We start from the raw sequence: 24,315 nt of genomic DNA, 5'->3' as shown, positions 1-24,315 counted from the left end.
ACAAAAGCCCTACGTCCGAATGACCAGTTGGTGTCATGCTGACGCCATGGGTGATCGGATGAATATCGCGTCGGGGTCGGAGTTCGAGGACATCGTCGGCTACTCCCGAGCGGTGCGCGTCGGCGATACGGTCGCCGTCAGCGGCACCACGGCATCGCTACCCGGTGGCAATGCGGTCGGCGGCGACGATATCGGCGAACAGACTCGAGAAGCACTGCGCCGCATCGGCACCGCGCTCACCGAGGCGGGTGCGAGCCTGGCCGATGTCGTTCGGACGCGGATCTTCGTCACCGATATCGCTCGCTGGCCCGAGGTCGCGAAGGCGCATGCCGAGGTATTCGGCGATATCCGTCCGGCCGCGTCGATGTACGAAATCAAGGCGCTGATCACGCCCGCGCTGCTGGTCGAGATCGAGGCGGACGCGATTTGTGCGACGGTTCCGGGTTCGGGTCGCTAAGGTCGGTTCGGTGACCAGCGACGCACCGGAGACCACCGTTCCGCTCGAAACCGTCGCCGCGGCGACGAACCGTCTGCTCGACACCATCCGTGGACTCGACGATGACGTGACCGTGCCCTCGCTGCTGCCCGGGTGGACGCGGGGACATCTGCTCGCGCACCTCGCACGCAATGCCGACAGCCTGGTCAATCTGCTGCTCTGGGCGCGGACCGGGATCGAAACACCGCAGTACGCCAGCATGTTCATTCGGGACGCCGATATCGAGGCGGGTGCGCCGCGGCCACTTGCCGAGCAGTTGGCCGATAACGAAGCGGCGGCGAATCGCTGGCTGGCGCTTGCGCAGTCCGCTCCCGAGGAGGCCTGGACGGCAACCGTTCGGACCAGGCAGGGGCGGCCGATTCCGGCGACCGAGGTCATTTGGATGCGGCTGCAAGAGGTGGAGATCCATCATGTCGATTTGGCGGCCGGATACCAACCCGGTGACTGGCCAGAGGATTTCGTTGCTCGGCTGCTTCCGCGGGCCGCTGCCGATTTGACCAATGGGATTGCTGCTGGGGCTGATCCTTCAATTGCGTTCGAGGTGCGGAGCACCGACACGGACTTCACGGCGACTATTGGGAGTGGTTCTCCTGACCACACCGTCCGCGGGCCCGCTTCCGCCTTGCTCGCGTGGCTGCTGGGTCGTTCCGGTGGCGCCGAGCTCAGTGGTGCGTTGCCGACGCTTCCCTCGTGGAAATAGCGGCGCGACGAGAGCACCTCGCTACGTTGCGGATCGGCGGCCGAGTTTCGTCTGTCACGGCGACCGGAGACCCGGTATCTCGTGGTGTGCGCGGGCCCGGCGGGACCGGCCGGCCACAGCGTGCGCGAGGAAAACCAGCGACCATACGAGGATCAACGCGACTGCCAGTCCGACGGGGTAGTCGCGGTCCAGGATGGTGGGATTGCTCGGCATGCCCTCACCACGGTCGAGGACCGGGAGGGCGATCAGTACCAGCGCGACCGAGCAGATGGCACCGCAGGCAGTGACGGCCCACCAGGTGCGCGGCAGCAGGTGGCGAGCGGTGAGTCCGACTGCGGCGCAGATCGGGGCGAAGACCGCATCGTGCAAGAGGATTCCGCCCGCGAACCAGATCGCGACCGAGTCGAGATCTGTTGGAGGTAGGTCGAACAACGCGCTGATACCGAACCAGCCGAGCCAACCGCCGACGAAGAGCAGCAGCATGCGGGCCGCGATCATGGCAGCACCTCGATTTCGGACAGCCATTTCGTTTGCAGGACGCCGGGTCGGTTGGGTGCGATGAGACGGCATGGGTAGCCGTGGTCCAGATCGAGGGTTTCGCCATTGATGGTCAGGGCGACCAAGGTGCAGTCGTCGACCGCATGACGTTGCGGCAGAATCGAACTCCCGTAGATGCCGGTTTGCTCCAGCGAGCGGAAGCGGATATCGCCACCGGAATAGTCGCCGACCGCCGCCAGCAGATCCAGCAGGCGCACCCCGGACCAGTCGGCGCCCGCGCTCCAGCCTTCGACGCAGGCAATCGGCAAGCCGGCCCGAGTCTGCGGCAGGGAAAGCAGTTCGTCCCTGGTGAATTGGCGCTGCCGATCGCCGATGGTGACCGTCAACCGGTACTCGGGATCACGGGCCCGGTCACCAACCCCGGCTGCCGCGGCCGATCGGTTGACCGGAACGCCCTGTGGCCCGTGCCCACTGCGCGGCGCGAGCACCGCAGCCCAGCGCAGGAACGGAATCGTCTGCCCGGCAACGGCCAACCCCGCTGCGACGACAGCGACACCGGCACCCGTCAGTACCGCACGTCGCGACAGGTGCGGCCGCGTGCTGGTGTCGGCAGGCGGCTCGGTCGGGGATTCGACCAGCCGATGTTGCAGCGCGTCCCGGATGACGGGAAGTTTGACGGCCAAATGCACGGCCAGGGCACCGACGGCGACGTAGGCCATGGCGTAGTGCGCGGTGGGGAAGAAGAACTTCCACGGGTAGTACTGGGCGATATTGAGAAGCCCGGTCGACAGCTGGAAGATCGTCGCGCCGACCAGGATCGCGATGGAGCCGCGTTCGAGGATTCGTAAAGCCGAACCGATGATCGGACGGTGGAACAGTCTGGGATACACCGCCCAGAGCTTCACCAGCAGCAGGGGGATCGCGGCGACACCCGAGATCACATGTGCGCCCTGGGTTACCCGATACAGCCAGACCGGATGCGCGGGCCACCAGAACCAGTTCGGTGGATGCTGAATCCAGTGGCTGAGCAAACCGGTGCCGAAGCACAGCAATATCGCACTGCCCAGCGCGATCCCCACACGACTCGCGACCGCGGGGCCGCGTGCGGTTGTCACCCGTGGGCGCGCGGTAGCCGGGAAATTCATACGAAATCGCGCTGGCGATTCCATCCAGCTGCCGCGCTTCATCACAACGCCCACCGACTACTCGAAGCGGGCTTGCCCGATCGCAACCAGGCGATATGCCGACCGGACACCTCCATCGCCGTCACCATGCGGAACCCGGCGGCCGCGGCGAGTCCTTCCGCGCGATCGATCCCCACCCGCGCCCACGGAAACCATTCCCCCACTCGGTCTCTCGTCTCCAGCCGAATCGGATTCGACACCACACCCGCACCGGGACGAGCGAATTCGACCACCGCGATGCCATTGCGAGCCAGGAGTTCACCCGCGCGGGTCAGCAAGCGGACCGGGTCGCCACCGATCCCGATATTGCCGTCTGCCAGGATCGCGTAGGACCAACGGCCAGAGCCGGGCAGCGGTCCGAACAGGTCGCGCCGCAATGCGGGCGCTCCACGAAATCTGGTGGTGGCCACGGCCATCGGCGAGATGTCGACACCCAACGCGATGACTCCGCGCTGCAGCAGTGCCGTGACCAGCCGTCCGGGACCGCATCCCAGATCGAGCGTCGGTCCATCGCAACAGCAGGTCAGCGCGGCATCGGCCGGACGGTCGGCGTCGTCGAAGCCCAGCCAGCGCCGGGTGCGCAGTGGATGGCGTCGTCCGTCGGTATCGCGCACCCAACAGTCCTCCCCCGCCAGCGCGAGATCGAAGATATCGCTCATCGGGGTGCCAGCAGGGTGTGGTGCAGCTGGTGGATCAAGCGCGCGAACCGCCCGTCGGATTCGCGCGCCACCTGGAGTGCGTCGGCGAAGGTATCGACATCGTTGTAGCGCGGCAACGAGCGCACGCGAAGACCACAGCGCTGCATGGCCTCCAGGGTGAGCTCGCCGGTTTGATCGGTCGACATGGGAACGTCGACCAGTGTGCGCGCCGCCTGGGGTGTCGGCAGCCCGAGTGCCCACCAGCCGCCGTCGTCGGCGAGACCGAGCAGTGCGTCGCCGCGCAATACCAGCTCGCGAGCCGCCCAACTCAGCACCTCCGGGCCGATCTGCGGCGTGTCCATGCCGATCTGCAAAACCGGTAGCCCGTATCGCGCGGCATCGGCGTGCGCGTTGGCCAGGCGTTCGCCGAAAGACGCACCACGCTGCGGGATGACCTCGAAATCAGTCAGCGCCCTTGCCACCTCATCCGCACCCTCCGCATCCGCGAGCTCTCCGGTGAACGCGACGACATGGTGTGCGACCGGACTCCGCGACATCGACGCCAAGGTATCCAGCAGCGATGCCGCAGCGACTCGAGCCGCATCAGGGGGCGAAAGCGGCGGTGTCAGACGTGTTTTGGCCAGACCGGCAATCGGGGCCTTGGCCAGCACGAGCAGTGTCGCGGCCACGGGCGACGGTCGAAAGTAATTCATCGCAGCACCGCCAGGAAGTCACGAGTGGCGCGCACGGTGCCGAGCCACGATCCGGATACCTTCGAAACTCCACCCGCCCGTGGCCGATACGCGATATCGCGCTCGACCACACGCCACCCCGCCCCTGCGGCGCCGATCAGCAGTTGCAGCGGATATCCGGAGCGGGTGTGCAGCGGTCCGAGGGAGAGCAAAGCGGCCCGGCGGGCCACCCGCATGGCACCGATATCGTGCACGGGTAGCCCATATCGGCGACGCAAGCGCCCGGCGATGACTCGATTGCCGAGCCGCGCATGCCACGGCCACACACCGCGGCGCACCGGCTTACGCCGTCCGACCGCCAAATCGGCACCCGCACGCACCAGTTCGACCAGCGGCGGCAACTCCCTCGGATCCATCGAGCCGTCGCCGTCGAGGACGGCGACCAAATCCGTTCTGGCCGAGGCAATGCCGGCTTGCACGGCAGCCCCGTACCCGGGGCTCGCCTCGGACACGACAGCGGCACCGCACCGGCGGGCCACCTCGGCCGTCGCATCGGTCGAGCCATTGTCCACGACCAGCGCATGGAACCCGGCCGGAATGGCCGCGAGCACACCTGGCAACGCCTCAGCTTCGTCTCGGCACGGGATGACAACGGTCACGCCGCCCGGGTTGTGGAGGGTCTCGGTCACCTGCTCGACGCTAGGCCAGCCCGGCCGAATCATGGTCGCAAAACCGGTGACGAAACAGTGACGTCCTCATTCAGAACCGCTCGAGCACCGGTTTTCTTGGCGCTGCGGCCCTATCGTGAGGTTCGTGCATGACGTGACGGAGGCCGCGACACGGCCACGCGGCCGGATAGGTGGCGAATATCTTGGAGCCGGCATCGCCGCCGCACTCACCCTGGCAGCATTCCTGATTCCGCGAATTGCCAGCGAACGCTGGCGGAGCAAGCTCTACGCGGGGTCGGCGCCCATCTTCGGCAACTGGTTGCCGCATGTCGGCTGGGGTTCGGTACCGGCCATCGCGATCGCGATACTGGTCATCGGTTTCGGTTCCGCGATGGCCGAATCGTTGCCCTGGCGACGGCTGCTCGCGGTGTCTTGGCTGACCGCTCTGGCCTGGGCCTTCGCCCTGGCCATGATCGACGGCTGGCAGCGCGGATTCACCGGACGACTCGCCGACGGCCACGAATATCTGTACGAGGTCCCCGGCGTCCGCGATATCCCCGCCATGCTGCGCGGATTCTCCGGCCGCATCCTGGATTTCCAACCGGACTCCTGGACGACCCACGTCTCCGGGCATCCGCCCGGCGCGTTGCTGTTCTTCGTCCTGCTCGATCGCATCGGCCTGCGCGGCAGCGGTTGGGCGGGACTGGCGTGTGTGCTGATCGGGTCCAGTGCGATCGTCGCGGTCGCGGTCACGCTGCGCACGCTCGGTGCCGAGGATCGAGCGCGAAAGGCATTGCCGTTCTTGACGATAGCGCCTGCTGCGATATGGATCGCGGTTTCGGCGGACGCCATGTTCGCGGGTGTCACGGCATGGGCGGTGGCGCTGCTGGCGATCGGGATCCGGCGGCCGTGGGTCGCGGTCGCTTCCGGTGTGCTCTTCGGGGTCGGCATCTATCTGAGCTACGGCCTCGTGATCATGGCGCTACCCGCGGTCGCGGTCCTGGTCGCGAGCCGAACCGTCCGGCCGCTGTTACCTGCTGTATTCGGCGCGCTGATCGTCGTGGCTGTCTGCACGCTCTCCGGTTTCTGGTGGCTGGATGGCTACCACCTGGTGGTCGAGCGGTATTACCAGGGCATCGCCTCCGAGCGTCCGTACGCGTACTGGGTCTGGGCGAATCTCGCAGCCACCAGCTGCGCGGTCGGCCTGGCCACCGCCGCCGGTCTACCACGCGCGCTGCGCAGGCCATTCGATGCGACCGCGCTCTTGGTAGCGGCGGGATTGTGCGCGATATTGGTGGCAGACCTCAGTGGCCTGAGCAAGGCGGAGACCGAGCGCATCTGGCTGCCGTTCGACGTCTGGCTGCTCGCCGCGACCGCGTTTCTGCCGCAGTCCACCGCCCGAGTCTGGCTATTCCTGCAAGCGCTCGGCACGCTCGTACTCGCCCATACGATCCTGACGAATTGGTAATCCATGAGCATTCTGATCGCCGACGACGACCCACTGGTCCGTGATGTGGTGCGGCGCTATCTCGAACGCGACGGACTGACCGTCGTGGAGACCTCGGACGGTGCCTCGACCATGGCACAGCTCACCGAACCCACCGGCGACCCCGTCGACCTGGCCGTCCTCGACGTGATGATGCCCGCCCCCGACGGCATCGAGATCTGCCGCGCGGTGCGTTCCGGCCCACGTCCGGACACCCCGATCATCCTGCTCACCGCACTCGGCGACGAGGACGATCGCGTGCTCGGCCTGGAGGCCGGTGCCGACGACTACGTCACCAAACCGTTCAGCGCCCGCGAACTCGCATTGCGGGTCGCCTCGGTGCTGCGGCGTTCGCAGGCGACGCGGCAGCCGAGCACGGAGGTACTGCGCGACGGCGCGGTCGAGGTGCGGCCGGATTCGCAGTCGGCGCTGGTGGACGGCAGGCCGGTCGACCTGACCGCGCGCGAATACGATCTGCTCGTCTTCCTGCTGCGCCACCCGCACCAGGTGTTCAGCCGGGAGGAACTGCTGGCCAAGGTGTGGGGCTGGGATTTCGGCGACCTGTCCACCGTCACCGTGCATATCAAGCGGCTGCGGGCGAAACTCGGTGACCGGCACCGAATCGAGACGGTATGGGGCCGCGGCTACATCTGGGGCCGGAATGGAGAATCCAGTGCCTGAGAACACTCTGCAATTGATCGGCTACGTGCTGGCCTGTTCGCTTCCGATCGTCGCCATCGGCGCGGCGATCCTGCGCGCCACCAGCAATCGCTCCATGACCGCGAGTATGGCGGTGCTGGTGCTGATCCCGACGCTGTCCACGCTCGCGGGCATTATCGGGGTCAGCGGGTTGATGTTCACCGATGAACTCGAGCGCACGGCGGTCGTGCTCGCGGTCGTCGCGGCGGTCACGGTGCCCGCGGCTCTGCTGCTCGGGCGAGAACAGGCCCGAAAGACCGTCTGGGAGAAACAGATCCGCGAGCAGGAGCGGATGGCGGAGCGCTCGCGCCGCGAACTCGTCGCCTGGGTGAGCCACGACCTGCGGACCCCGCTGGCCGGCATCCGCGCGATGGCCGAGGGACTTTCCGACGGCGTGGTCACCGGCACCGACGACGTGGCGCGTTACGCGGAACAGATTGTGCGCGAAACCGATCGGCTGTCGGTGATGGTCGACGATCTGTTCGAAATGTCGAAGATCAATGCGGGCGCATTGCGTTTGGAACTGGAGCCGGTCGATCTGCGCGAGCTGATCGATGAGGTGCTGGCCGCCAACCGACCGAATGCCGAACGCGCCGAAGTCCTGCTGCGCGCGGAACAGCCAGACTCCGAAATCGTTGTCGCGGCGAGCGATCGAGCCCTCGGCCGCGTGCTGACCAACCTGGTCTCCAACGCGATCGCGCACACCCCACCCGGCGGCCAGGTAGCGATATCCGCGGGCACCTCCAACGGCCAGGCCTGGGCGCGCGTCGACGACACCGGTCCGGGCATCTCCGAGGCAGATCTGCCACGAATATTCGAGGTCGCCTATCGCGGCACCGCCGCGCGCTCCCCGGTCGCGTCCGACGGCGTGTCCTCCGGAAGCGGTATGGGTCTCGCGATCGCCGCGGGTCTGGTCGAAGCCCACCACGGCGATATCAGCGCCGAGAATCGAGAGCAGGGCTGCCGCTTCGAAGTTCGGCTACCGCTCAACGGAAACTGAGCTACGCGACCGGCGCACCCGCCCCGGCAACCGCCCGCAGCGGTGCGAAGGCGAATTCGGCAAGGCCGTCGTGCGGAGCCACCTGCGCGGTGAATCCCAGAACGCGTTGCGCCTGTTCGGGGCTCGCGACGATATGCCGCACGTCGCCGGGGCGATAGCGTCCGGTGATCACCGGTTCGGGACCACCGCGCGCCGCGGCCAACGTGGTGGCTACCGCGCCGATGGTGATCGGCCGTCCCGAGGCGATATTGAGCGGCACGAAACCGGTATGCGCATATTCGACCGCCGCGAGATTCGCCGCAGCGATATCACTGACATGCACGAAATCCCGTGCCTGCGCGCCGTCTTCGAAAACCTGCGGCGACTCACCTGCCTCCAGCGCGGATCGGAAGATCGCGGCAACTCCGGAATATGGTGTGTCCCTAGGCATATCGGGGCCGTAGACATTGTGATAGCGCAATGCGGTGACCCCGGATTCGGTTACCGCCGCCCATGCGGACGCGTAATGCTCCTGCGCCACTTTCGCCGCCGCATAAAGACTCCGCGGCCGCAACGGCGCATTCTCCGGCACCGCCTCCCAACGCAAAACCTCATCCGAATCCGGATCCCGATGCTCGAACATCCCGTTCTCGAGATCCCCGCGCCTGCGCACCCCGACCTCGACGGTCCGAGCCCCGCGATACCGCCCCTCCCCATAAACCACCATCGATGAAGCCAACACCAACCGGCGACACCCGGCCCGATCCATCGCCGCCAACAACACCGCGGTCCCCAAGTCGTTATGACTCGCGTAAGCAGGCGCATCCTGCGCACTCACGCCCGCGCCCACCACCGCGGCCTGATGACAAACCACATCGATCCCCCGCAACACCGAATCCAGCGCATCCGCATTACGCACGTCGACCAACCGGACGCCATCTGGAACAACCGCATCAACTCCGTGCGCCGCGGGCAGCATCACATCGATCGCCACCACCTCATGCCCCGCACCCACCAACTCCCGATGCACGCGCGTTCCGATAAAGCCCGCGGCCCCGGTCAGCAATACCCGCATATCACCACCACCCCGAGTCCCTGTGCCCAACCCGCCCGCAACCCACTCCATCGTTTACCGAGGTCATGCCCCTGATTGTGCTGCCAAGCCGCCAAAATTCGCCGCAACCAGGCCACGCCGTCAGACTTTCGTCACGATCCCAGGCGGCCGCCCAACTGACCGTCGATGCGCTGACCGGCGGATCGTGCCGCAGGCGCTAGGCGGATTCCCCGATCGCGGCAGCAGCGGCCCGCGTTGCGGAAATCGTGACTCGATATGGGCCGGGTCGTTTCAATCGAGCACGCAGCAACGATCAGTGTGAAAGCCGACTCCGCCGCTTCCCGAGAACACCCGCGCGAGCAGCAGATTTCAAGCGCCGCGGGAAAGGTAGCGGACGGGAGGTGGGGTTCGGTAACCGAAGGCTTTGATGAAGCGGGCTCCGATTCGGGCTTCACCGGCCTCGAGCGCCTCGGCGCCCACGGTATTCATTACTCGGTTTATGACGTTGAAAAGGGTTGCCACCCAGATGGCTTCGTCGAAAGCCTCAGCGGTGACGCCGGCCGCACGGACTTTGTCGGCGTCGCCCGGGGTGAGGCCATCGGGATCGCGGACCATTTTGCCGACGAATTCGAGCATGGCGCGAGCTTCGGCGCGCAGGGGCGAGTTTTCGCCGTCGGCCAGGGCCTCATCGACCAGATCCGCGGCGATATACGCGCCTGCGATGCCCCGGTGGGCGGAGTCGCAGAAGGGGCATTCATTGGACTGGGAGGTCCTGGTTGCGAAGATTTCGCGTTCGGCGACGGTCCAGAAGGACGGTCCTCGCATGGCGTCCTGGATCAGGTCGGAAAGCGGGGTGCCGAAATAGCGGTGCCGATAGCAGATGACCTTCATGACTGCGGGAACCTCGGTGCGCCCCAACCGCTGCATGGTCGCGAACATGATTCGGGCCGGCAGTTCTTGCCCGGATTCGACTGAGTCGAGCCACATTTTCAGTGCCCCTCCCAGGAGCGGCGGGCGGCGCGCAGCCGTCGGTCGGCGGCGCCGTAGGCCGCGACAGCGGCCGCTTCGAAGATCTCGTCGTCGCTGCGTCCCGCCTCGGCCAGTGTCGTGATGTTCTTCTCGGTGAGCCGATACGAACGTTCGGCGACCAGCTCGACGAAATCGGCGAGATCATCGGGGACCCCGGCCGCACCTTCTTCACCCGAGGACCGCGCCCGAATCGACCGCCGCACCTCGACCGGCAGCCGTCCCGGCGCACCTTCGAGATGCGCGCCGAATTCTTCCCATTTCGAGCCCATGGAACGCCGTGCCATGGGCCCATTCTTGCCCATCGACCGCACTGCCGCTGCCGAACGAAGATCAGATTTCACCTTCCCCGCCGAAGTCCCGACGCACGAAATTCGGGCGCAGATCCGGCTCGGGTTCGTCGTAGTAGCGGTGGAAGGTCGGGGTCACGCCCGACGAAATCGGCGGATTGATCCAACTCCAGTCGGTCGGGCATTTGCGGCCCGCGGCCTGCTCTCGATTGACGTGGTCGCAGAACTGCTTGGCGACCGTGTGATGGTCGACGATGTACACCCCTGCCTTCCGAAAGCTATACAGCACAGCACGATTCAATTCGACCAGGGCCTGATCGCGCCACAGCGACCGTTCGTGTCTGGTGTCCAGGCACATCATTTCGGCGATGAGCGGCAACATGTTGTAGCGGGTGGTGTCGCTGAGATTGCGTGCGCCGATTTCGGCTCCCATATACCAGCCGTTGAACGGTGCGAACGGGTAGGTGATGCCGCCGATCTCCAGGTTCATATTCGAAACCGCGGGCAGCGCATGCCATTTCAGGCCGAGTCCGGCGAACCAGTCGAATTCGGGATGTTCGAGTTCGACCTCACGGGCCAGTTCGGGCGGGATGTCGAACCAGCGGATCGGTTCGTCCGGAGTGCTGATGAGCACCGGCAGGATGTCGAAGGGCGTGCCCGCGCCGCGCCAGCCGAGCTTCACGGCGAATTCGGTGATCGCGATATTGGCCGGATCACCGGTGACGGTGCCGTCGCCGTTGCGATAACCGGCGTAGCGGATGAGTTGTGGGCTGACGATGCGGAATTCGCTGCCGTCGGCCTGGCGCGGTGGTCCGACGGTGATCATCGATTGGATGGCGCCGCCGTTGGTCGCCATATGCAGGTGCTGCCAACAGACCTCGGCCAGGTCGCGGGCCGATCGCACCCGCCGTGCGTCGAGCAATTTCAGTGATCGCCAGTGTTTTCGACCCACGCAGCGAGCGTGGTTGCGCCACGCGAGCTTGGCGCCGATCAGGATCTCCTCGGCGGTCTGCACGTAGCTGCCGGTTTGTTGGAGTTGCTCCAATGCGGTGCGGCGGCGGTTCGCGGATAGATGCGCGAGTTCGGGCAATCGGAAGAACTCATCACACTCCCGCATTCGCCTTTTCAGATCGAGGCCGAAAGGTTTTGTGTCAGCGGAACTTTCGAGCGACATGACGGGTAACGCTTGATTCACGGTTTTCTCCGGTCGGGCATCAGGTACTGCGTCTGAACAGACAGGCATTGATCGAGCAGAGAATTTCGCGCGCGGAGCGCAGCTGACACCGGGCTGCGCCGGAGGTCCGCGCGGTAGCCTCCGCGTTGCGGGGAACCGGGACATGGCAGCCGGTTTCGGAAACGGAGCTGTGCGGGCTGCCGGGTTGCCGATCGCGCGCACAACATCATGACCTGGCTGCTGCCGTTTGCTGTCCACGATCATGTTTGTCCCAATCGACGCCTGAAAACGCCCGCACAGCAGCCTAAGACCGGTGTGCTGGCCGTGTGCCCGAATTCGACGTAATGCCTGTTCGGAATCTGCCGGATACCGGCAACTGTTTGCCGATCGGCCCGAACCCGACCGACCCGTATGTTGCGTTCGCAGTACCGTTATACGAACGGTTCGTCCAGCAGTGAGGATTGGCTCGTGCGCAGCGTTGTCGGTATCGCGGTGACCGTGCTGGCGCTGCATGTCATCGGCTGGGGGACTCTGCTGTTGTTCGTGGTGCCGGGACATCACGTGGTGCAGGGCGCGGTCTTCGGAGTCGGTCTCGGCGTCACCGCCTACACCCTCGGCATGCGGCACGCCTTCGACGCCGACCACATTGCCGCGATCGATAACGCCACTCGAAAGTTGGTGGCGGAGAATGGCAGGCACCGGGCACAGACAGTCGGTTTCTGGTTCGCGCTCGGCCATTCCAGCGTGGTGTTCATCCTGGTCGCGCTGCTGGCGTTCGGGGTGCGGGCGCTGGCGGCGAATCTGGAGAACCAGGATTCGGGGCTGCAGCGGTGGACCGGCCTGTGGGGCACCAGCATCTCGGGCACCTTCCTGATCGTCATCGGTCTGCTGAATCTGGCCTCGCTACTCGGCATTTGGCGCGTCTTCCGACGGATACGGCAGGGTGAGTTCGACGAGGCGCAGCTCGAGCGCGAGTTGGACAGCCGGGGCCTGTTGAACCGGGTGCTCGCTCCGGTAGTGCGGCTGGTCGAGAAGCCGTGGCAGATGTTTCCGGTCGGGCTGTTGTTCGGACTCGGCTTCGACACCGTGACCGAGGTCGGTCTGCTGGTGATCGCGGGCGGCGCGGCCGCGACCGGACTGCCTTGGTATTCGATTCTCGTTCTGCCTGTGTTGTTTTCGGCGGGTATGGCGCTGTTCGATTCGCTCGACGGCTCATTCATGAGCTACGCCTACGACTGGGCCTTCGCCGAACCGGTCCGCAAGATCTACTACAACCTGGTGATCACCGGACTGTCGGTGGCGATCGCACTGCTGATCGGTGGGCAGGAGATCGTGTCGATCTTCGCCGAACGGCTCGAAGTCGAATCCGGAATCGTCGCGTGGATCGGGAATCTGGATCTGGGCGATCTCGGCTACATCGTGGTGGGTCTGTTCGTGGCGACCTGGGTGGTGGCAGCAGCGATCTGGCGCTTCGCCGGAGTAGAACGCCGCTGGCAAGGTGACCTTGCCACGAAGTAGCCAGGCCGCGCGCCTCATGGCACATACCAACCGGCATATTTACGGCTGGCGGGCCCACTTTCGCATTTCTGGCAGGATGGGCGCCATGCTGTCTCGGCGCGAGGTGCGGCGTTGGGTCTCCAGCGCCATAGTTGGTGTCGCACTGATTGCCGGTGCGGCGGTGGTCGGCCCACCACAGGTGCTAGCAGCGCCCGGCGATCAGCCCCGCCCGAATACCGGCTCGGCGGATGGACCCTCCCCCGCGGAGCCGACCGTCCCCGGCGTGAAGCAGGCTTCGATCGATCGGATCGTGCCCATCAACGACCGGTGGCTGCGGGTGTGGGTGAATTCACCCGCGATGAGTCGCGCCGTCGAGGTGCAGGTGTTGCTGCCGCGTGAGCAGAACCATCCGCGGCCGACTGTCTACATGCTCGACGGGCGCAGTGCCGAGGCGGAGAGCAACAACTGGACCGAACTCGGGCACGCGGACAAATTCTTCGAAGACAAAGACGTGAACGTGGTGCTGACCGTCGGCGGACCGGCCAGTTTCTACACCGACTGGCAGCGCCCGGACCCGGTGCTCGGCACCAATATGTGGGAGACCTTCCTGACGAAGGAACTGCCGCCGCTGATCGATGCGAAGTTCAACGGCAACGGACGCAATGCCGTCATGGGCGTCTCCATGGGCGCCGAGGCCGCGATGATGCTGGCCTTCCGGCAGCCGAAGCTGTACACGGCGATAGCCGCGCACAGTGGATGCTTCTCCATGGGCACCGATCTCGGACAGGCACAGGCCCGCGCGGTGGTCGCGACCTACCGTGGCGGACCGGACAATATGTTCGGCGATCAGCACGATTCCGCCTGGCTCGACCATGACGTGCTGCTGCACGCGGAAGCGTTGCGCGGCAAGGCGATCTACCTGTCGGTCGGCAGCGGACTGCCCGGCAAATACGACACCCCGAACAACCCGGATCTGGTCAGCACCATCGGATTCGGCGGTCCGCTGGAGGCCGCGACCAATATGTGCACCCGCAGGCTGGCCGATCGGCTCACCGCACTCGGGATCCCGGTGACCGCGAACTTCCGGGCAACCGGGACGCATTCGTGGCCGTACTGGGCCGACGAGTTGGGTCTGTCCTGGCCGACGATCTCGCGGGCGTTGGGCGTCTAGCCGATTCCGAAGCGCGCCAACACATCCGGATCGGTCGCGAACCGCAGGAACTGCTCGTTCTCGTGCGGATCACCGATGGTCACCCGCACACCGTCGATGCCGTACGGCCGCAGCAGCACCCCCGCCTGCGCGCTCACCTCACCGTATTCGGCGCTGCGCTCGCCCAGCGGCAGCCACAGGAAGTTCGACTCGCTCGGCGGCACCTCGTAGCCCGCGGCGAGCAGGGCCTCGCGCACCCGATCGCGTTCGACGACGAGATTGTCGGTGCGGTCGAGTAGCTCGTGCCGCGCCTCCAACGAGGCGATCGCGGCCGCCTGCACGACCCGGTTCACGCTGAACGGGATGTGCACCTTCATCAGCGCGGTGATCACCGCCGGATCGCCGACCGCATAACCCGCGCGCAGCCCCGCCAGACCGTACGCCTTGGAGAAGGTCCGCAGCACAACGACATTGGGCCGATTACGGCCCAGCTCGACACCGTTCGGACGCTGCTCGGGGGTGAGCCGCAGGTATTCGAAATAGGCCTCGTCGAGCACGATCAGCACATGGTCCGGGATCGCGTCCAGGAAGCGGACCAACTCGGCCTCGCCGACCGCGGTGCCCGTCGGGTTGTTCGGATTGCAGACGAAGATCAGCTTGGTGCGCTCGGTGACCGCGGCGGCCATCGCATCCAGATCGTGCACATGATCTCGCGTGAGCTGCACCCGCACGGCGGTCGCATTGCCGACCTGGGTGACGATCGGATACGCCTCGAAGGAGCGCCAGGCGAACAGCACCTCGTCGGTCGGGGCGTCACAGGTGATCTGCACCAGTTCCTGGCACAGCGCGACACTGCCGCAGCCGACCGCGACGTTCGCCGAGGAGACGCCGAGGAAGTCCGCGAGAGCCGCGCGCAGCTCGGTGACCTGATTGTCCGGGTAGCGGTTCGCCAATTCCGCGGCCTCGGCGATGGCCTTCGCGGCGGACGGGAGCGGACCGAAGGTGGTCTCGTTGCTGGCGAGCTTGACCGCGCCCGGATGGTTGCGGCCGGGGACGTACGCCGGGATCGAATCGAGGTCCGGCCGGATGTGCGCTGTCACCGTTCAACCATATGCCGGGTCCAGGAAAATCTGGGTGCCAGGGCCGCTCACGTGCAATTTCTCGCGAAGATCAGCAGATCCACCTACCCTTGTTTCATGTCGGGCATTTACGACGATATTGCGCCGCTACGTAGTCGCGACGACATCATTTCCGGTTCGGACCCACAACCATCGACCGACGATCGGCTTCGGACCGCCGGCGCCCATGTGCCCATCACGGTGGCCGAGCCGGAGGGCAATGCACGCGGCGGCATCGTGGTGCTGCACGAGGCCCGGGAGTTCACCGGGACATTGCTGGAACTCATGAAAGCCCTGGCGACCGAGGGCTGGACGGTGGTCGCGCCCAATCTGTTCCATCGCATCGACGGCGAGCCGGCGCAGGAGGTTTTCGGCGACGAGCTCTTCGACGATTTCGACGCCTGCTTCGACTGGCTCACCCGCCGCGGCGTCTTCCCGGACTGCATCGGCGTGCTCGGCTTCGACCACGCGGGCACCGCGGCCTTCCTGGTGGCGACCAATCGCCCCGTTGGCGCCGCGGTCAGTGTCGCCGCATCCGGCATCGTCGAACCGCTCACCGACGAGGCCGATGCCCTCATCCGCGCGGCCCCCGATCTGCAGGCGCCTTGGCTCGGGCTCTTCGGCGCCGACGACCCGGACACCCCGCCCACCCAAGTGGACCAACTCCGGGACGCCACCGCCCGTGCCGCGGTCGCCAGCCTCGTGGTGACCTACCCCGGCCTGCACCACCGCGCCGACCGACCAGGCGGCGATGAAGACTTCGATCTCATCGATTCCCAGACCCGGATTTTCGACTGGTTCGACAGCAATCTTCGGTGATTACCTGGCGTTTTGCGATCTGGACGTCGGCTACTGTAACCTTCCTGTTCGGCGGTTCGAAAGGACCGGTGCCCTCGAAGAGAAGGCTCCAGGAGGCGTGCCAGAGCGGCCGAATGGGACTCACTGCTAATGAGTTGTCCCTTCACGGGGACCGGAGGTTCAAATCCTCTCGCCTCCGCCACACCCCGGTTCGCCGGGGCCTATACAACTGAACACAGGCATGCGCCCGTAGCTCAACGGATAGAGCATCTGACTACGGATCAGAAGGTTAGGGGTTCGAATCCCTTCGGGCGCACTTCACTCGCGGATGGCTCATGCTCACGGAGAGCGTGAGCCGTTGCTCGTTTCGTCATGTTTGTGGGGGTGGAACCCCCACACCCCCACCCCGGAGGGCTTCGCCCCCGGACCCCCTGTCTGGCCGGAGGGCTTCGCCCCCGGCTGGGTACGAATCCCCTCGGGTGCACTCGTATTTGTTGACATGAGTGCCCATCAACCTTGGAGGGCGTGGGTCCGTCAGCTGGAGCGACTACGCCGACGCGGATGTTCCGCACTATTGGCTCATCAGCTTCGACAAGGTCGGGGCCTTGACCATCGAGCGGTACGCGTTGTCCGGCCGCAAAGGCCGCTACACCCACAATCTGTGGCCGGTTGCGGTTGATATTGGGCAGCGATCAGCCCGAGCTGATCCGGATATCGCCTGAACGCCAGATGCATGCGCCGCCGACGGTCATGTCAGGCGGGCATCAGCGACGAATCCAACCCTGTGCACGGTCCGCCAGATTCCACCACGAAACGAACTGCGCATCTTCGGATTTCAGTTCCCAGCGCGCGGCGAGCCCATCGAAGAACGCGGCATCAGCGGTCTTTCCGCCTTTCGGCTCTCCGATGTAGACCAGCCGTTCGCCACCTGCGGCCTCGAATGCGGCAAGCGCATCGGACGCCATCGTGTTGCCCCAGCCGGGCGGCCAGCAGAGCAACAGCACATCATCCGAGCCGCCGCTCGGACGCGCTACGAAATCATCGAGATCCCCGACGTCATGCCATACGTCCGACTGACCGGCCGCACCGAGAAACGACACGTTCTCCGTCTTGTCCGGCGGTTCGGAGTCGTACGCGTCGACGCCCACTCCCGCCTGGGTCAGCTGGGCCGCCCAATACCCGCGCCCGGCTCCCGGTTCGACTACCTTGCGGCCATCGCAGAACTGCGCCACCCACGCAACCGTCTCCGGAGACGGGATGGCGTACGCGTAGGCGGCCTGCAAGATTGTCTGGGCGAACCCCAGACGCGCACTGCCCTTCGCTCGACCGCCGTTCACCATGCGTCGGCCTTCGTACTCGTACACCGACGGCGCGACGATCTCCCAGTACGGATTCGCGCTGACCGACCGGCCACCGGTCAGGTAATGCACGAACCGCAAATCGAACGCGGCGTCGGCCCGATCATCCCCCGTCCCCGACAGCATGGGCGCGGTATCCAAGTACTCCGCTACCTTCGGGTACTCGCCGCGAAGCCGCTCCTCATCACCGAGCAACGCCGCCAGTTCGTCCCGCCGATCCCCCGTCAACGCGAGCTCAGTCATCGGTCAATTCTCGCCTGACACAGCCCAATTCGTGGGCACTTCCGCAGGCAGAGCCGAGCCGCTCAACGATCACGTTCTGCTGTGCGGATCGAACGGGATCGTCGGCAGGATGCCTGGCGTGCATCCCCCATACGCACGATCAACGTCGTAGATCGCGAGAAGCCATGAAGGAACCCTGAGCCGTCGCATAGCCATTGCCGACCACTAGTTGTGCGACAGGAAATCCTTTGGCAAGATCTCGAAGTCGCACTGGTGGCTTGATGGCAGAGCTGTTGCTCAGCGAAGCTGCGGCTGCTCTCGAGCCAGCGTTTCAGGCGTCGCGGACGTTCAGGACCACCTTGCCGAAGGTTTCGGACGAGTCCAGGAGGCGGTGGGCCTCGGCGGCTTCGGTGATCGGGAGTTCGGCGTGGATGACCGGGGCGATGGTGCCGTCTGCGATCCGGGGCCAAATGTGGCGGCGAAGTTCCGCGATGATGGTGGCCTTGCTGTCGGGGCCGGTGGTGGGGCGGTTGCGTACGTTGTTTGCGTGGATGGTGCCCCATTTGGACAGCAGCGCACCGAGATTCAGCTCGGCGGTGACCCCGCCCTGCATGCCGATCACCGCGAGACGGCCGTGCGGCGCCAGCGCCTCGACGTTTCGTGACAGGTAGGCGGCGCCCATGATGTCGAGGATGATGTCGGCGCCAGGGCCGCCCGCACCGTTCTCGGCGCGGACCGCTGCGACGAAATCGTCCTCGCGATAGTTGATCAGCACGCTCGCGCCCAATTCACGGCACCGCTTCAGCTTCTCCGCCGAGCCCGCGGTCACCGCTACGCGCGCGCCCTGGCTCACCGCGACTTGGATTGCGTGCGTACCGATTCCGCTGCCGCCACCATGGATCAGCACCAACTGCCCGGCGTCCAGCCCGGCGGTCATCGCGAGGTTCGACCACACCGTCGCAGCCGCCTCGGGCAGCGCGGCCGCCGCACCCAGGTCGAGCCCGTCGGGCACCGGCAGCACCTGCGTCGCGGCAACCACGACCTTTTCCGCATACCCGCCGCCGGACAGCAGCGCACAAACCCGATCGCCGACATGCCAATCCCGCACCCCATCACCGACTTCGGCGATGACCCCCGAACATTCCAACCCCATGACCTCACTGGCCCCGGGCGGCGGCGGATAGAACCCCCGTCGCTGCAGCAGATCCGCGCGATTGACCCCCGCCGCGGCAACGTCGATCAGCACCTCCCCATGCCCGGGCGCCGGATCCGCCGCTTCGCCCCATTCCATCACCTCGGGTCCCCCGAACCCGTTCAGCTTGATAGCGCGCACCGCCCCATCCTGCCCCTATCCACTCATCCTCGCGAGCACACACCCCGTGTATGCGGCTCACCCGAGTGCCGCACGCACGGGCGCCGCCGCGCAGCGCCCAGGTTCAGACCTGATGACTCCACAGCGCGCGGTGCCGCAACAACACCGCAGAACCGCGCCCGAGAACGGGGCGCGCAGCCGAAGTCCGGCAGCGCCCGAGTGTGCGGCTCACCCGAGTGCCGGACGTCGGTCCCGCTGGGACGGTCGGCGTCGGCGGCGGCAATATGGCGAGCTGCCTGCGGGGATGGGGTCGGGGGACTAGCGTTCCCGGCGTGAGCAGCTTTGTCGACTTCCAGAACGAGATCTACCTGGGTGGACTCGGTGGCGCGGTGCCCGAATTGCCACTGACGGCTGCGGGTTTGGCAGACCGAGCGCGTGCGGTGCTGAGCAAGGAAGCCTTCGCGTATGTGGCGGGCAGTGCTTCCGGGGAGCGGACGGCGGCGGCGAATCGGTCCGCATTCGACCGCCACCGGATCGTGCCGCGGATGCTGCGCGGCACCTCGGGACCGGGTGCGCGCGATCTGTCGGTGGAGGTGCTCGGGACGCGACTGGCCGCGCCGGTGCTGACCGCGCCGGTCGGGGTGCTGGAGCTGCTGCACGAGGGTGGCGAGGTGATCGTCGCGGAGGTCACGAAGGAACTCGGCGTCGGTACCGTGCTCTCGACGGCGGCCTCGTCCACCATCGAGAACGTCGGCGCGGCGGCTGGCAGCTGGTGGTATCAGCTGTACTGGCCCGCCGATAACGAACTCGCCAGATCCTTCGTCGAGCGCGCGGAACGGGCGGGTGCGTCGGCGATTGTCGTCACCGTCGACACCCCGAGCCTCGGTTGGCGACCCCGCGATCTCGAGCTCGCGCATCTGCCGTTCCTGCACGGCAAGGGCATTGCCAACTATCTGTCGGATCCGGTCTTCCGCGCGAAGCTTTCCGCGCCACCCGAGCAGAGTGAAGACGCGATGCGAGCCGCGATCCTCACCTGGAGCGGACTGTTCGGCAACCATGCCCTGCGCCCCGCCGACCTCGCCCACCTCCGCGAGTGGACCGATCTGCCGATCGCGGTCAAGGGCATCCTGCATCCGGACGACGCCCGTCAAGTCGTCGACGCGGGTGCCGACGCGGTGATCGTCAGCAACCACGGCGGCCGCCAGGTCGACGGTGCCATCGCCGCACTCGATGCGCTCCCCGCCGTGGTCGCCACCATCGGCGACCGTGCGGACCTCCTGTTCGACTCGGGCATCCGCACCGGTTCGGACATGCTCACAGCGCTGGCACTCGGTGCGAAGGCGGTGCTCTACGGCCGCCCATGGGCATACGGTCTCGGCATCGCGGGCCGGGCGGGTGTGCGGCACGCGCTGCGCGTCCTGCTCGCGGACTTCGACTCCGTCATGGGCCTGTCCGGATGCGCGAATCCAGCCGAGCTCGACCGTTCCTTGATCGCGACAATCCGCTGACCGTCCGGCCATCGGGCCATAATCCAGGATTTGATTAATCGTGTGTCCAGGTCTTTCGCTGGACCGCTAGGTTGTGCGTTTGTGCAGTTCAGGCGCGCATAGAATGGAAGCCGTGATTCCAGAACCGAGCAGTCACGCGCCTGTCGAGCCGAAATGGCTCTCGTCGTCGCAGCAGCGTGCCTGGCGGGCCTACATGGACGGTAACCAGCGCTTGGCGACGGCACTGAACCGTCAACTGCAACGCGACTCCGACCTCACCCTCGCCGAATATCGGATCCTCGTCCTGCTCTCCGAGGCCCCCGATCGTTCGTTGCGCATGAGCGAACTGGCCGACGGCGTGCTGTCCTCGCGCAGTCGGCTCACCCATCAGATCCGCCGCCTGGAGACCCAGCGGATGGTCCGCCGCAATACTTGCCTCGAGGACGGCCGCGGCGTACTCGCCGAACTCACCGAGGAAGGTATGCGTCGGCTGGAGGCCGCCGCACCCGGTCACGTCGAGGCGGTCCGCCGCAACTTCATCGACCTACTCGGTCCCGAACAACTCGAGATAGTCGGCGAGGTCTTCGCCCGCGTCGACCACGAGATAGGCAACTCCGACTAACCCGTCGGCGGACGGCGTACGGCAACGGGTACTCTCGTTGGACTGGAGACGTGGCAGAGCGGCCGAATGCACTCGCCTTGAAAGCGAGCGTCGCGAGAGCGACCGGGGGTTCAAATCCCTCCGTCTCCGCAACACTTTTCGACGATACGGCGATCGCGGGTCCGTGCCGATCAACCGGTCGTCGTGACCATCAATTCGGTCAGCAATCGCAATGCGTGGTCCATCTCCGCTTCGGTCATTCGAGCCATGCCGCACGATGTGCTCAGCCCGCCGAATGGGCGAGGGTAATACTTCCGCGCTTGCGTCAAGGCCAAGCGGACATGGTCCGCACTCGCCTTCTCGTGCACGATGCCTGCGTAGATGGCGGCGTCGGTGGTCAGCTGCTCCAACGGCTGATAGATATCGGGATTGTCCACGTCGGCGAACGGCAGTACGTCGGCCGCTGCCAGCGGAATATGAATGCCCTGCAGCGTCCTGCCCTCGGGCCAGGCCGCCACGATGGCGTTGACCAAGACCACAACCGGCTCGAACCCGTTGATCTGCTTCAGCCAAGTGCTGTGCTCCCAGTCGCCCCGGCACAGATGGATCGTGACCCGGGCACCGTCCGGCATCCGGCGCACGAATGCGGCGAGATCCGAAGCCAGCTCAACAGCTTTCGCGGCCCGCTCTTGCGCCGACTCGATCACCTCGATCGTCAACATGCGCCCGGGACTCTCGAGCTGGAAAACCACATCGCCATCGAAGAGCCGATGAATAGCGAAGATCTCTTCCAGCGCTGGTTTCCGAAACGCCTCGTAATGCTGCTCGAGTCCGGCCTCCCCGAGGGCGAAGTACGCATGATCGTACGGATCGACAATGCACGCCTGATAGCTTTTGCTGCTGCCGCGTTCCTCGATCATGCGCTCCAGAATCGGCCTGGCCGCCTCGGCCTGGTCGAAATACCCCAGCAGCACCGGCGGAATCTCGAGCTCACGCTCGCCGGTGTACTCGTAACCAGGCATCCCCGGATACGCCAACTCGATGTTTCCGTCCTTCACTTTCCGCATTCCAGGAAGCGCGAAGGTACTGCGCAGCCTCGGCATGATCCAACCGGGAAAGGCCGTGTCCCCCTCCGGAAACGACGGCAGGTACTCCCACATCGTGCCGAATTTCTCCATCGCGATCTGTCGTGTCGGCGCGTTGGCGCTTCCCACCAGATACGTCACGGGCAGTGAAAGAGCCATTGGGGATCCTCTCCGTACAGATGTGCGGGGACTATAGCGCCGACGAGTTCGGCGCGACTCCCGCTTCCCAGCTTCGATCCGAGTCTCCCCTACGCGAGATAGCTTGTCTTGCAAGCAAACTCACAGAATCAGCGGAGCCGGTGAACCCTCTCGAACGCCCTCCCGGTGCTGGGAACCACACTGCCCTCGGCGACCGTGCCGCCGGAAACCGGGCGCAACGGTTTCGTCCGGTGCACGGATGCTGCGAACCAGTACTCGGGTTTCGGCTGATCCGGATCGATGCGCCCCGGACAGTTGCGTGACATATCATCGATGTCATACTCGAATGTATGTTCGATAATCGACATCGAGACGTCTGGCGGCCGTACTCACCGCTGCTGCCGATCTACGTCGACATCGATCGTGTGCTTCCGCCGGATGGATCGCCGACCCGCGAGGTATCGGCGCGGGTGAAGAAGTACGGCCTGGTCTTGTCCGGTCGGATGGCGGCCAGGCAGCGGGCGTGGCATCGGCTCGTGGACGGGCGTTGGGTGGCCAGTATCGAGGTGCCGGTCGAGACCAACGGGCAGTGGATCTATCTGGACTTCATCGCGCCGGCCGACGCGGTCGCGCCACGCGAGGGCGGCGACGAGATGCCGGAGCGACCGAGCAATCAGTGGGGGCAGCCGAAGCGATACTGACTACCGGCAGCGCCCGGACTCACTCCAGGGCGGCCAGCGCGCGACCCAGCTGATCGATTTCGAATTTCGTTGTGTACGGGGCCAACCCGACGGTTACGGCACCACCTTCGTCGTTGACGCCGAGGGCATCCAGCAACCGGCTGCCACCGTGGACGCCGCTCAAGGTGCCGATGCGGGCGTCGGCGAGTTTGGCGGCTACCTTTTCGGCTTGCATGCCCGCCATGGTGAAACTGACGGTGGGGATGCGGGTGGAGGCGCGGCCGATGACGGTCAGGTTGGAGATTTTGTCGAGCACGTCCATCAGGTGCTCGAAGAGTTGGTCGTGGTAGTCCTGCAGCGAGGTGATGGAGATTTCCAGGCGCTCGCGGCGGGTGCCGCGGGCACGCTCGTCCAGGCCGGCGAGGAAGTCGATGGACGTGGTCAAGCCGGCGAGCAGGGCGTATTGGTGGCCGCCGACCTCGAGGCGTTCGGCGCCTTTGGCATAGGGGTTCAACGACATCGATGGAATACGGTCCAGGAAGGCCGGATCGCGGAAGACCAGTGCGCCGATTTGCGGACCACCCCAGGCGGGTGCGCTCAACGCGACCACATCGGCATTGAGTTCGTCGATATCGATGAGGGCATAGGGCGCGGCGCCGAAGCAATCGGCGACGAGCAGACCACCCACCTCGTGCACCCGATCCGCCGCGACCCGCACCGCGGGCGCCGAACCGACGATCGGCGATGCGGCGGTCAGCGCGACCAGCCGCGCGGTCGGGCCGATCAATTCCTCGAACTGCCACGACGGCATCTCACAGGTCTCGATCTCGACCTCGGCCCAGCGCACATGCGCGCCGTAGCGATTCGCGATCCGCAACCACGGCGCGACGTTCGCCTCATCATCCAATCGCGACAGCACTATCCCCGTGCCGAGGCCGAGCCGCGAACTCAGCGACTCCGCCAACCAGGCCAGCAAAACCGCGCGGTCCGGTCCGAGCACGACGCCCGCCGGATCACCGCCGACGAGATCCGCCACGGCCTCGCGCGCCGCATCGAGAATCGCGGCACTGCGAACGGCGGCGCCATTGCGGCCGATATGGGAAAACGAAGAGGTTCGGAAACCTGTTGATACGGCACGAGATACCGAATCCGGGACCAGCATTCCGCCTTGCGGGTCGAGATGGATCCAGCCGTCGCCGAGGGACGGTATCAGGCCCCGAACCCTCGCGACGTCGTATGTCATGTTGGCCACTCTAAGGGCAGCGGGCGAGCCTGGGTAACCGCG

At 65.9% G+C, this 24,315-nt stretch carries 26 protein-coding genes and 3 tRNA genes; 15 read left to right on the top strand and 14 right to left on the bottom strand.

The window, feature by feature from the left end; translation table 11 throughout:
- Positions 1-46 precede the first annotated feature (46 nt).
- A complete protein-coding gene (locus ACQPYR_RS01580; protein WP_433626730.1) occupies positions 47-457 on the top strand; it encodes a RidA family protein in 411 nt (136 codons plus the stop codon).
- Between the two features lie 10 nt (positions 458-467).
- On the top strand, positions 468-1,196 hold the full coding sequence (locus ACQPYR_RS01575; protein WP_433626727.1) for a maleylpyruvate isomerase family mycothiol-dependent enzyme: 729 nt from the start codon (positions 468-470) through the stop codon (positions 1,194-1,196).
- A gap of 54 nt (positions 1,197-1,250) precedes the next feature.
- Here the strand turns inward: ACQPYR_RS01575 and ACQPYR_RS01570 are convergent, their stop codons facing one another.
- The 5 genes from ACQPYR_RS01570 to ACQPYR_RS01550 are packed head-to-tail and all read right to left on the bottom strand — an operon-like array spanning position 1,251 to position 4,897.
- Positions 1,251-1,694 (bottom strand): hypothetical protein, encoded by a 444-nt coding sequence (locus ACQPYR_RS01570; protein WP_433626724.1) that lies wholly within the window; start codon positions 1,692-1,694, stop codon positions 1,251-1,253.
- Positions 1,691-2,839, bottom strand: a complete 1,149-nt coding sequence (locus tag ACQPYR_RS01565; RefSeq protein ID WP_433626721.1) for a molybdopterin-dependent oxidoreductase — start codon at positions 2,837-2,839, stop codon at positions 1,691-1,693. Before ACQPYR_RS01565 ends, ACQPYR_RS01570 begins: the two co-directional genes overlap by 4 nt.
- Before the next feature lie 41 nt (positions 2,840-2,880).
- Entirely contained in the window at positions 2,881-3,537 is a 657-nt protein-coding gene (locus ACQPYR_RS01560) for a methyltransferase domain-containing protein (protein WP_433626719.1), read from the bottom strand.
- Positions 3,534-4,229 carry a TIGR04282 family arsenosugar biosynthesis glycosyltransferase gene (locus ACQPYR_RS01555; RefSeq protein WP_433626717.1) on the bottom strand — a complete coding sequence of 232 codons (696 nt, stop codon included), beginning with the start codon at positions 4,227-4,229 and terminating at the stop codon, positions 3,534-3,536. Before ACQPYR_RS01555 ends, ACQPYR_RS01560 begins: the two co-directional genes overlap by 4 nt.
- Complete coding sequence (locus ACQPYR_RS01550) at positions 4,226-4,897, bottom strand: glycosyltransferase family 2 protein (RefSeq protein ID WP_433626714.1); 672 nt, start codon at positions 4,895-4,897, stop codon at positions 4,226-4,228. The genes ACQPYR_RS01555 and ACQPYR_RS01550 overlap by 4 nt, the downstream gene beginning before the upstream one ends.
- A 124-nt stretch (positions 4,898-5,021) precedes the next feature.
- On the opposite strand from ACQPYR_RS01550, the gene ACQPYR_RS01545 reads away from it, so the two are divergent.
- Genes ACQPYR_RS01545 through ACQPYR_RS01535 form a run of 3 tightly spaced genes read left to right on the top strand, consistent with a single transcriptional unit; the run spans position 5,022 to position 8,061 of the window.
- On the top strand, positions 5,022-6,344 hold the full coding sequence (locus ACQPYR_RS01545; RefSeq protein WP_433626712.1) for a hypothetical protein: 1,323 nt from the start codon (positions 5,022-5,024) through the stop codon (positions 6,342-6,344).
- Between the two features lie 3 nt (positions 6,345-6,347).
- Positions 6,348-7,043, top strand: coding sequence for a response regulator transcription factor (locus ACQPYR_RS01540; protein WP_433626709.1), 696 nt, complete (start codon positions 6,348-6,350; stop codon positions 7,041-7,043).
- Complete coding sequence (locus ACQPYR_RS01535) at positions 7,036-8,061, top strand: sensor histidine kinase (RefSeq protein ID WP_433626706.1); 1,026 nt, start codon at positions 7,036-7,038, stop codon at positions 8,059-8,061. The genes ACQPYR_RS01540 and ACQPYR_RS01535 overlap by 8 nt, the downstream gene beginning before the upstream one ends.
- 1 nt (position 8,062) lies before the next feature.
- On the opposite strand, the gene ACQPYR_RS01530 is transcribed toward ACQPYR_RS01535, so the two are convergent.
- The 4 genes from ACQPYR_RS01530 to ACQPYR_RS01515 form a co-directional block, all read right to left on the bottom strand.
- Entirely contained in the window at positions 8,063-9,115 is a 1,053-nt protein-coding gene (locus ACQPYR_RS01530; RefSeq protein ID WP_433626703.1) for an NAD-dependent epimerase/dehydratase family protein, read from the bottom strand.
- A gap of 348 nt (positions 9,116-9,463) precedes the next feature.
- Positions 9,464-10,081 (bottom strand): carboxymuconolactone decarboxylase family protein, encoded by a 618-nt coding sequence (locus ACQPYR_RS01525; protein WP_433626700.1) that lies wholly within the window; start codon positions 10,079-10,081, stop codon positions 9,464-9,466.
- A 2-nt stretch (positions 10,082-10,083) separates the two neighbouring features.
- Positions 10,084-10,407 (bottom strand): hypothetical protein, encoded by a 324-nt coding sequence (locus tag ACQPYR_RS01520; RefSeq protein ID WP_433626698.1) that lies wholly within the window; start codon positions 10,405-10,407, stop codon positions 10,084-10,086.
- 46 nt (positions 10,408-10,453) lie between these two features.
- Positions 10,454-11,584 (bottom strand): nitric oxide synthase oxygenase, encoded by a 1,131-nt coding sequence (locus ACQPYR_RS01515; protein WP_433626696.1) that lies wholly within the window; start codon positions 11,582-11,584, stop codon positions 10,454-10,456.
- Positions 11,585-11,995: 411 nt separating this feature from the next.
- Here ACQPYR_RS01515 and ACQPYR_RS01510 point away from each other — a divergent pair, with 411 nt between their 5' ends.
- Positions 11,996-13,102: a HoxN/HupN/NixA family nickel/cobalt transporter gene (locus tag ACQPYR_RS01510; RefSeq protein WP_433626693.1), complete on the top strand. Its 1,107-nt coding sequence runs from the start codon at positions 11,996-11,998 to the stop codon at positions 13,100-13,102.
- 85 nt (positions 13,103-13,187) lie between these two features.
- Positions 13,188-14,252, top strand: a complete 1,065-nt coding sequence (locus ACQPYR_RS01505; RefSeq protein WP_433626691.1) for an alpha/beta hydrolase — start codon at positions 13,188-13,190, stop codon at positions 14,250-14,252.
- On the opposite strand, the gene hisC is transcribed toward ACQPYR_RS01505, so the two are convergent.
- A complete protein-coding gene (gene hisC, locus ACQPYR_RS01500; RefSeq protein ID WP_433626689.1) occupies positions 14,249-15,331 on the bottom strand; it encodes a histidinol-phosphate transaminase in 1,083 nt (360 codons plus the stop codon). The two genes, ACQPYR_RS01505 and hisC, sit on opposite strands and share 4 nt — an antisense overlap.
- A gap of 96 nt (positions 15,332-15,427) precedes the next feature.
- Here hisC and ACQPYR_RS01495 point away from each other — a divergent pair, with 96 nt between their 5' ends.
- The 4 genes from ACQPYR_RS01495 (at position 15,428) to ACQPYR_RS01480 (ending at position 16,869) form a co-directional block, all read left to right on the top strand.
- Positions 15,428-16,168 carry a dienelactone hydrolase family protein gene (locus ACQPYR_RS01495; protein WP_433626688.1) on the top strand — a complete coding sequence of 247 codons (741 nt, stop codon included), beginning with the start codon at positions 15,428-15,430 and terminating at the stop codon, positions 16,166-16,168.
- A 91-nt stretch (positions 16,169-16,259) separates the two neighbouring features.
- Positions 16,260-16,349: transfer RNA gene (locus tag ACQPYR_RS01490), tRNA-Ser, on the top strand.
- A gap of 41 nt (positions 16,350-16,390) precedes the next feature.
- Positions 16,391-16,463: transfer RNA gene (locus ACQPYR_RS01485), tRNA-Arg, on the top strand.
- A 187-nt stretch (positions 16,464-16,650) separates the two neighbouring features.
- Positions 16,651-16,869 (top strand): hypothetical protein, encoded by a 219-nt coding sequence (locus ACQPYR_RS01480; RefSeq protein ID WP_433626685.1) that lies wholly within the window; start codon positions 16,651-16,653, stop codon positions 16,867-16,869.
- Positions 16,870-16,911: 42 nt separating this feature from the next.
- On the opposite strand, the gene ACQPYR_RS01475 is transcribed toward ACQPYR_RS01480, so the two are convergent.
- Together ACQPYR_RS01475 and ACQPYR_RS01470 are read right to left on the bottom strand one after the other, a co-directional pair.
- Positions 16,912-17,748: a hypothetical protein gene (locus tag ACQPYR_RS01475; RefSeq protein ID WP_433626683.1), complete on the bottom strand. Its 837-nt coding sequence runs from the start codon at positions 17,746-17,748 to the stop codon at positions 16,912-16,914.
- 310 nt (positions 17,749-18,058) lie between these two features.
- Positions 18,059-19,060 (bottom strand): NAD(P)H-quinone oxidoreductase, encoded by a 1,002-nt coding sequence (locus ACQPYR_RS01470; protein ID WP_433626680.1) that lies wholly within the window; start codon positions 19,058-19,060, stop codon positions 18,059-18,061.
- Positions 19,061-19,371: 311 nt separating this feature from the next.
- Here ACQPYR_RS01470 and ACQPYR_RS01465 point away from each other — a divergent pair, with 311 nt between their 5' ends.
- The 3 genes from ACQPYR_RS01465 (at position 19,372) to ACQPYR_RS01455 (ending at position 21,277) form a co-directional block, all read left to right on the top strand.
- Positions 19,372-20,547, top strand: coding sequence for an alpha-hydroxy-acid oxidizing protein (locus tag ACQPYR_RS01465; RefSeq protein WP_433626679.1), 1,176 nt, complete (start codon positions 19,372-19,374; stop codon positions 20,545-20,547).
- Positions 20,548-20,650: 103 nt separating this feature from the next.
- Positions 20,651-21,148: a MarR family winged helix-turn-helix transcriptional regulator gene (locus ACQPYR_RS01460; RefSeq protein WP_433626676.1), complete on the top strand. Its 498-nt coding sequence runs from the start codon at positions 20,651-20,653 to the stop codon at positions 21,146-21,148.
- Positions 21,149-21,192: 44 nt separating this feature from the next.
- Positions 21,193-21,277 (top strand) — tRNA-Ser (locus ACQPYR_RS01455).
- A 41-nt stretch (positions 21,278-21,318) separates the two neighbouring features.
- On the opposite strand, the gene ACQPYR_RS01450 is transcribed toward ACQPYR_RS01455, so the two are convergent.
- Positions 21,319-22,371: a hypothetical protein gene (locus tag ACQPYR_RS01450; protein ID WP_433626674.1), complete on the bottom strand. Its 1,053-nt coding sequence runs from the start codon at positions 22,369-22,371 to the stop codon at positions 21,319-21,321.
- Positions 22,372-22,700: 329 nt separating this feature from the next.
- On the opposite strand from ACQPYR_RS01450, the gene ACQPYR_RS01445 reads away from it, so the two are divergent.
- Positions 22,701-23,051, top strand: coding sequence for a hypothetical protein (locus tag ACQPYR_RS01445; protein ID WP_433626671.1), 351 nt, complete (start codon positions 22,701-22,703; stop codon positions 23,049-23,051).
- A gap of 19 nt (positions 23,052-23,070) precedes the next feature.
- On the opposite strand, the gene ACQPYR_RS01440 is transcribed toward ACQPYR_RS01445, so the two are convergent.
- Entirely contained in the window at positions 23,071-24,273 is a 1,203-nt protein-coding gene (locus tag ACQPYR_RS01440) for a cysteine desulfurase-like protein (RefSeq protein ID WP_364480075.1), read from the bottom strand.
- Positions 24,274-24,315: the final 42 nt, after the last annotated feature.

The sequence above is a fragment of the Nocardia sp. CA-120079 genome (genome assembly GCF_050955745.1).
Taxonomy (GTDB): Bacteria; Actinomycetota; Actinomycetes; order Mycobacteriales; family Mycobacteriaceae; genus Nocardia.
Note: the sequence above shows the minus strand (reverse complement) of the source record. Positions and strands in the feature narration are given on the sequence as shown.

What these genes read in the sequence shown, in the direction of transcription:
- ACQPYR_RS01580 (WP_433626730.1), top strand. Translation starts at nt 47, where the DNA reads ATGGGTGATCGGATGAATATCGCGTCGGGGTCGGAGTTCGAGGACATC.
- ACQPYR_RS01570 (WP_433626724.1), bottom strand. Translation starts at nt 1,694, where the DNA reads ATGATCGCGGCCCGCATGCTGCTGCTCTTCGTCGGCGGTTGGCTCGGC.
- ACQPYR_RS01565 (WP_433626721.1), bottom strand. Translation starts at nt 2,839, where the DNA reads ATGAATTTCCCGGCTACCGCGCGCCCACGGGTGACAACCGCACGCGGC.
- ACQPYR_RS01560 (WP_433626719.1), bottom strand. Translation starts at nt 3,537, where the DNA reads ATGAGCGATATCTTCGATCTCGCGCTGGCGGGGGAGGACTGTTGGGTG.
- ACQPYR_RS01555 (WP_433626717.1), bottom strand. Translation starts at nt 4,229, where the DNA reads ATGAATTACTTTCGACCGTCGCCCGTGGCCGCGACACTGCTCGTGCTG.
- ACQPYR_RS01540 (WP_433626709.1), top strand. Translation starts at nt 6,348, where the DNA reads ATGAGCATTCTGATCGCCGACGACGACCCACTGGTCCGTGATGTGGTG.
- ACQPYR_RS01530 (WP_433626703.1), bottom strand. Translation starts at nt 9,115, where the DNA reads ATGCGGGTATTGCTGACCGGGGCCGCGGGCTTTATCGGAACGCGCGTG.
- ACQPYR_RS01525 (WP_433626700.1), bottom strand. Translation starts at nt 10,081, where the DNA reads ATGTGGCTCGACTCAGTCGAATCCGGGCAAGAACTGCCGGCCCGAATC.
- ACQPYR_RS01520 (WP_433626698.1), bottom strand. Translation starts at nt 10,407, where the DNA reads ATGGCACGGCGTTCCATGGGCTCGAAATGGGAAGAATTCGGCGCGCAT.
- ACQPYR_RS01515 (WP_433626696.1), bottom strand. Translation starts at nt 11,584, where the DNA reads ATGTCGCTCGAAAGTTCCGCTGACACAAAACCTTTCGGCCTCGATCTG.
- ACQPYR_RS01510 (WP_433626693.1), top strand. Translation starts at nt 11,996, where the DNA reads ATGTTGCGTTCGCAGTACCGTTATACGAACGGTTCGTCCAGCAGTGAG.
- ACQPYR_RS01505 (WP_433626691.1), top strand. Translation starts at nt 13,188, where the DNA reads ATGCTGTCTCGGCGCGAGGTGCGGCGTTGGGTCTCCAGCGCCATAGTT.
- ACQPYR_RS01495 (WP_433626688.1), top strand. Translation starts at nt 15,428, where the DNA reads ATGTCGGGCATTTACGACGATATTGCGCCGCTACGTAGTCGCGACGAC.
- ACQPYR_RS01475 (WP_433626683.1), bottom strand. Translation starts at nt 17,748, where the DNA reads ATGACTGAGCTCGCGTTGACGGGGGATCGGCGGGACGAACTGGCGGCG.
- ACQPYR_RS01460 (WP_433626676.1), top strand. Translation starts at nt 20,651, where the DNA reads ATGGAAGCCGTGATTCCAGAACCGAGCAGTCACGCGCCTGTCGAGCCG.
- ACQPYR_RS01450 (WP_433626674.1), bottom strand. Translation starts at nt 22,371, where the DNA reads ATGGCTCTTTCACTGCCCGTGACGTATCTGGTGGGAAGCGCCAACGCG.
- ACQPYR_RS01445 (WP_433626671.1), top strand. Translation starts at nt 22,701, where the DNA reads ATGTTCGATAATCGACATCGAGACGTCTGGCGGCCGTACTCACCGCTG.
- ACQPYR_RS01440 (WP_364480075.1), bottom strand. Translation starts at nt 24,273, where the DNA reads ATGACATACGACGTCGCGAGGGTTCGGGGCCTGATACCGTCCCTCGGC.